Genomic DNA, 6,200 nt, shown 5'->3' with positions numbered 1-6,200 from the left:
GAGAACCTTTGTTTTTGGTTTTATGGGTGGATTAGCGTGCAAAACCAGCTACAATCCCAAACGACAATTTAGTATAATATTTAATCGATTAAAAAATATTAAAAATTTTAATTAATCAAATGAGTAATATTTATAATGATGTTAAATATAGATAAACAATATTATATATGATGTTTAATATAAGTGAATAATATTTAAAATAGTATTAAATATATTGAATATTATTAGAAAATTTATTTAATAGTGTTTACATTGCCTTGAATTTTGTTTGGATGGATGGTGTCATCTGTGCTTACTAGAGCAACTAAAGACTCGTAAGTGAAAGGTTAGGGTTGGGAGTATTTGAACATGGTTGAGGGATTCAAAGCGGTTGTAGGGGCTATGGGTAGTAGAGATCAGCATGGCGTATGAGAGCAAAAGTTTGCATCGACATTAAGATATTTTTTATGTGTCTATGCAAGAATAGCCGTGAAATTAAATGGATGGCCATAGCGGCTCTCTTTGAGAGTTCCTTTATTTTTAGTCTTTTTTAGTGTTTAGATAGAAAGTCAGTACCCTCTTTAAGCCCCCAATCCCCATGCGTTTTATCGTTGTCTGCAAGCCACTAGAAAAGATGTGCAAAAGAAATATAGACATCGATGTCTTTATAATTTTCATCTAAAATGATGATGCTGTTGCCCATTTTGATATCAATATAGCGGGCGATTAAAGGGTCCATAATCCCTACTTTAAAGATATTATGTTCAATCTGAAGGCGTAAACCTGCATTGAACAATACATTGTAGTTGGAAGTTACGCCATGCGAAGCCAAAGCGTCTAAAAAAAAGTAATTCCCCGTACCCATTGCGCCCGCATACAAACCCGAAAACCACTTTTTAGGTCCACGGGAAATGAAAAGGTCCAAGATCACATCTACTCCTGCTTCCCATAGAAACCCCTGTAAGGATTTGAAATCCGATAATTCTCTAAGTAAAGGACTATTGAGATAGCTATATCCCAAATTAGCGTGGACATCCATACCAATGCGGTTAGCGAAAAAGTATTGAAATCCAACGCCTAAATTTGCATTCCAATTAATATTGGCAAAGGGGCGAGAAAGACTATTGATCGTACGACTCAAGGGGGACAAATTAATTGTGCCTTGCATAGAAGTTACATGGCCTTGCTGGTCAAGTTTATTTTGGGCGGCTTGGATTGCAGAGGCTAAGTCTTTGTAGGTTAACCCCAAAGTAGGTGGAGTGGGCAGGGCTTGTTGGTGGAGGGTAGGGGGTGGTCCAAATACACTTGTAGTGCTAGGAGGAAAAAAAGCATAATTAGGCACCATGGAGGCCAGGGCAACATAGTAGTTATAGACCATAATGAGAGAGCGAATGGGTGTAATAGGACCCCCAAGACGAAAAATTTCTGCGCCCGTTTGGTAAAACCATGCATAGACACGCGTGATTTGTTCTGCAGATACTCCTGAACCACTGAGAGGTCCTAAGACTTTTTCAAATTTATGATAAAAATTATTCATGCAACTTACATCGCGACAAAAGCTAGCTCTTTTTTTTCCATCCTGAACGGCTTGTTCCCACTCATTTTGGGTGATTACCTTGCTTGTCTGGGTTTTATAAGGACCACTAAAAAACCAGGGCATGTTGCTGTACACAATGTTATAAGCATTGCGCATCATTTGTGTAAGAGCAACTTGTACTTGTCCGCTTGTGTAAGAATTGGGCAAGCCTTCACACCGAGGCGAATCGATGCATGCGCTTAGATTATTTGATAAATCTTGAGTGGTGGCGTTATAGACGGCCGTTTGGTTGGCATAGGTATTTTTATCTTGTGCATAGGTGGCCTGTGCTTGCTTGTTTTCTTCAATAACGCGATTCGTTTGATTGGCAAAAGCATTTTTATCTGCCATGAGCTTGTGGTTATACTGATTGATCTCTTGCTCCAACGAAGCGTCTACATTTTTAAGATCTTGCAAGATAGCACTGTAGGCTTGCAAAATGCTTTGATCTGTGGCATTAGCAGAGGCCTGTTGATTAGTATCTATTAAGCCCTCCAACTGGGCGATTTGTGTTGCAACTTGGGCTTCTAAGGTTTGGATTTGCGCTTGAGTTGCCTGCGCTTCAATGGGATCGATTTTGGTGATGTTAAGCGTTGTACCCACCTGTGCTGCATCGGTATTTAGACTTTGAAGCTTATCTATGAGTTCTTGCAAATGGGTGCTTAAACTACTTTGCAAATTTGTACTATTGAGGGGCATTGTAGATGAGCCACTAGGGGTATTGGTTGTGGTGTCCATATTTTGTGCACCGACCGTGCCCGATAGATACGCCCCATTACGCACATCGTAACCATAAAGAGGGGTTAACACTAAACAGAGAGACAACAGGTCTCGCTGAAGTACACCCATTCCCATTATGGGCCTTTTCATGTTTCTCCTCTATCGCTAATGGGATACTTAGCACAAGAACATTTATACTCTAACAAATCTACATTAACACTTATTATCCATTATTTTTAGATGTGAGATGCCCCTATGGGAGAGAGCGATCAAGTTATTTTGATAAACTTGCGGTATGGAGAGCAACGGCAAGCAAACCACGCCAGAGGGGCGGCGGTGGATTAGAACACAGACACTATCATTGGAGGCGATCTAGGCATCAATGCCCAGCACATCTTTTTCAGTTGTTGCATCAAGACATGCACATTAGACCCGTTGATTTCATTGTGTCTCTCAGTAAAGGGGCATTTGCCCGGACACCGCAGTGTTTAGTGGGCAATATATTTGCCCACTAAGAGATTTTAGAGGTGGGCAGGAGCATAGAAAGTTCGCACGCTCGCACACCATAGGGTGTTTTAGGTAACCAACCCAGCAATGTGATTAGTCCCAAGTATGGTTGTTTTTATGGTATTCCGTGATAGTGTGAATTTTCTAATTCCTTTAATACTATAGAATCCAAATTATACATGGAGGGCACTAAAATGCCAAGTTTTTAACATTTGAGTGTCCATGGACAAAAACCCATACACCAGGTGCGTTGCCACAAAGGTATATAAAAAGCGCAAGAAAGCCGAGTCTAACTAAGCGTTCTTCATCAATGGGTTCCATGTAAATGCTTTGCCCGTGCGAAATTTGTCTAAGGTAGTCCTTGCATGCCAAGACCATGCCTAAAGCGTGTTGTGGGTGCAACTTTTATTGTATTTGGTCTAAATTGGCCTGAATTGTGGCTTGGATTAAATCCAAAATCGGGGTTTTTGGCAATGGCAAGAGCGCGCTACACTCGGGGCCGCCAAAGCGCACATAAACTCGCGCAAAATAGGCTCTATTCGCCCGTTTTCTGCTACAAGCATCAGGCCCGCATGCAACATCCCCACAAAGTGTGTGTTGTTTTTTTACCACTCGCGCCCCAAAGTCCCTAGCTTTAGCTGGGCGGATCAAGGCTAGCATTGGCAGGCTTGTGCTAATGCCAACGGCGCAATCAAGGGGCAATGCCCTTGGGGTTGGGGCATCAACTTTTGTAATAGGGATAACAAGACTCCAAACGGAGCTGTCCTGTTTGAAACTGCAATTTGTGTTAAAGTTAGAGTCCCCTAACTTTAGTTGTGCGAGAGTATGTCAAGACTTCTTATTTTGGAACAGGGCAAACATGGACAAATCCACCATCTGTGCTCTGTGGGCGCAGCAAACACACCTGATGGGACATGCACACAACCAAAAATCCCCCATAGATCCAAAGCCCCCCATTTTAAAAATGAACTCATACATTTGTATTCCCAACCAGTGTGCCATTTCATTTGTATGGATACCTGGATGTCTTCATAACAGCCCACAATGGTATAGCTAAGAATTGTGGTAAAAATAGAAAATTAGGATATATTTAAAAATATAATAAATACAAATAATCAATATTTCAAACATCATTAAATATATTAAGTATTATTTAAAATTATATTTAATATTGCTTGAATTATTTAATGTAAAGTCCTACTTTATACGATAGTCTCTACCCATTTATCCCCATTCTTTTAATGGATTGTGTGATATGCGGTATACCAATGTCTGTTGTAGCGGATTGTGGGTTTGTAATGCCTATTGCAGCGGACAACTCATATTTTGGTTTTTGCTAGAGATCAGAGCTTGCTATTGCCAGCAAGTTGCCCTGTCCTAGTTGCAGGGAATATGAATCGATGATCTCTCTTTTAAGTTTGTTTTGATGGCTTTTAGCATGCCATCGCTCATTTGGGCAACTTTAGTCCATCTGTATTTTGTGTCCAAGACACTTATTTGGTGCAGCAGGGTAACTTATTCTGCATCGTTGTTGTCTTTAAAGGCGTAATGGTGGGATATGTGTTTCTTGTGTGTTTGGTCGCTAAGAGGCATGCCAAGAAAAAGTGTGTTGGATCAAGGTTTGGCGATCAGCACGGGGCATGTGAAGTTTGCAGATTTGCCATAGACTTCAAGGCCGCTATTCTGCCCGATGCATGGCGAGTAGATATTGCCAGTCAAGTGGCTCATCTGTGTACCTCTATAGTTTAAAACATTGGCATCAAAGTTGAATTGATTTTTACAGATAGAGCATAGACAAACAAGGCTAAAAAGTGGAGCTTTAAAAGAGATATGGTCTTTTTTTGGTATTATCCTCCATGTTTCGAATTTGCACATAATTTTTGCCTTTGGACCTACAAGAGATTTTGCAAGGTGGATTGAAGGATTTTATTATGGCATCTAGACAAAAACCCAATGTTCTGTTCTCATTTAGTGCTCTTGTTTTAGGGATTGGCGCTTTCTATGTCCCACTATGTGCAGAAAAAAATGGCGTGTTTATAGGGGGCGGATTTCAGTATTCGTATGTTTCGGGTAGCTTTGCGCAATTCACCTCAACACAATACACAATCCCGGGGATGCCTAGTATAACAACCGAGACCACCAATCCCTATCGAGGCAATCTCTATGGGGGGAATGTCCAAGCGGGGTTTAAAATGTTTTTTGGACAAGAAAAACATTTTGGATTGCGCTTTTATGGGTTTTTTAGTGGGCAAGGAGGGCATGTCAATTCCACTAGTAGCTATAAATCCGATCCCCGATTTGTTGTGGCTGATTTAAGTGCCCGTAATTTCTTTTATGGAGGGGGGATAGATATGCTCTATAACTTCTACGATAATAATGAGAGTTCGTTTGGGGTCTTTGCGGGAGTGATGGTTGGAGGGAGCTCTTGGTCAATGGGCAAGGATAAATATTGCCACTGGGCTGGTGTCTATCAACATGGGGAACCTAGTGGATGCGTAACACTGAATCAATTTTTTGATAAGCAGGCAAGCATCAATGACAAATACTATCCCGGCCTCAAATCTTCCTACACGCCCAACTTCGTACAAGTGATTGTTAATGTGGGTTTTAGATTTAATGTTAACAAACATCAGGGCATTGAAATGGGGGTGCGTATTCCTGTGATCGACGATCCCTACTATACCAGCAAGGGGACTTATTCGGTGGGACGATTTCTTAAAGTCGACAGCAAAGACACCATTGTTTTTAGACGCGATGTAGCCGCATTCATTGATTATGTGATCAGTTTCTAAACTCAGTGTCCAGATGAGTTTTGACACTTAGGGGATTTTGGAATTTTCAATGACTTTCTTAGTGCCTTCCTGGAGCATCATCAAACAACATTTCTCTTTAAAAGGAGAAGAAAGCTGTTTATTTTATTGTGTTCGAGTGGGGCTTATGCGCATGGAATGTGGGGCTCCAAGGTGTCAAGACTTTGGGCGTGCTTAGAAGGCGGGATTTGACAGAGTTTAAGATTACCCTGCATTCTGTAAGCCGCGCCCATCGTCTCTTAAAAGGTGTCCTTTGCACGCACTCCCTGCACGAGACACAGATGTGTGCGAGCACCCCACGCATGGGTGGCATCCATCCCATCTTTTAAAACAAACGCGTTGCGTTTGCCAAGAGAGATTTTTTGCTAAAAGGGCGTGAAGCTTGGCACTTACCCCGATGATGCGGTTGAGTTTCACAAACGGGTTACGACAATGAATCCCGAACAACGCAAAGGGTTTTATCAAGAGGTGATTGCTACAGCTAGAGAATTGGATGTGGGTTGCAGTAAGCCTTTTTACCCAACAGACTTAATGCACGGTTTTTTTAGGGTTGTGTTGTCTATTAATTTACCTTCCTTGTTCTTTTTTGGCTAAACTATGGTTGGTAT

At 41.3% G+C, this 6,200-nt stretch carries 3 protein-coding genes; 2 read left to right on the top strand and 1 reads right to left on the bottom strand.

The annotated features are described in order from the left end of the window. Window positions 1-604: 604 nt before the first annotated feature. Window positions 605-2,425, bottom strand: a complete 1,821-nt coding sequence (locus tag K6J72_RS07990) for an outer membrane beta-barrel protein (protein WP_221281266.1) — start codon at window positions 2,423-2,425, stop codon at window positions 605-607. Window positions 2,426-4,713: 2,288 nt separating this feature from the next. On the opposite strand from K6J72_RS07990, the gene K6J72_RS07985 reads away from it, so the two are divergent. Further along, window positions 4,714-5,574: an outer membrane protein gene (locus K6J72_RS07985; RefSeq protein ID WP_221281265.1), complete on the top strand. Its 861-nt coding sequence runs from the start codon at window positions 4,714-4,716 to the stop codon at window positions 5,572-5,574. Window positions 5,575-5,967: 393 nt separating this feature from the next. Further along, window positions 5,968-6,186, top strand: coding sequence for a hypothetical protein (locus K6J72_RS07980; RefSeq protein ID WP_221281262.1), 219 nt, complete (start codon window positions 5,968-5,970; stop codon window positions 6,184-6,186). Window positions 6,187-6,200: the final 14 nt, after the last annotated feature.

This window comes from Helicobacter sp. NHP19-003 (genome assembly GCF_019703305.1).
Classification (GTDB): Bacteria; Campylobacterota; Campylobacteria; order Campylobacterales; family Helicobacteraceae; genus Helicobacter; species Helicobacter gastrocanis.
The sequence above is the reverse complement of the archived record's forward strand: the minus strand, read 5'-3'. Positions and strand labels throughout refer to the sequence as shown.

Bases quoted from the DNA above. Each gene is read 5' to 3' on its own strand.
- K6J72_RS07990 (WP_221281266.1), bottom strand. From the start codon at position 2,425: ATGAAAAGGCCCATAATGGGAATGGGTGTACTTCAGCGAGACCTGTTG.
- K6J72_RS07985 (WP_221281265.1), top strand. From the start codon at position 4,714: ATGGCATCTAGACAAAAACCCAATGTTCTGTTCTCATTTAGTGCTCTT.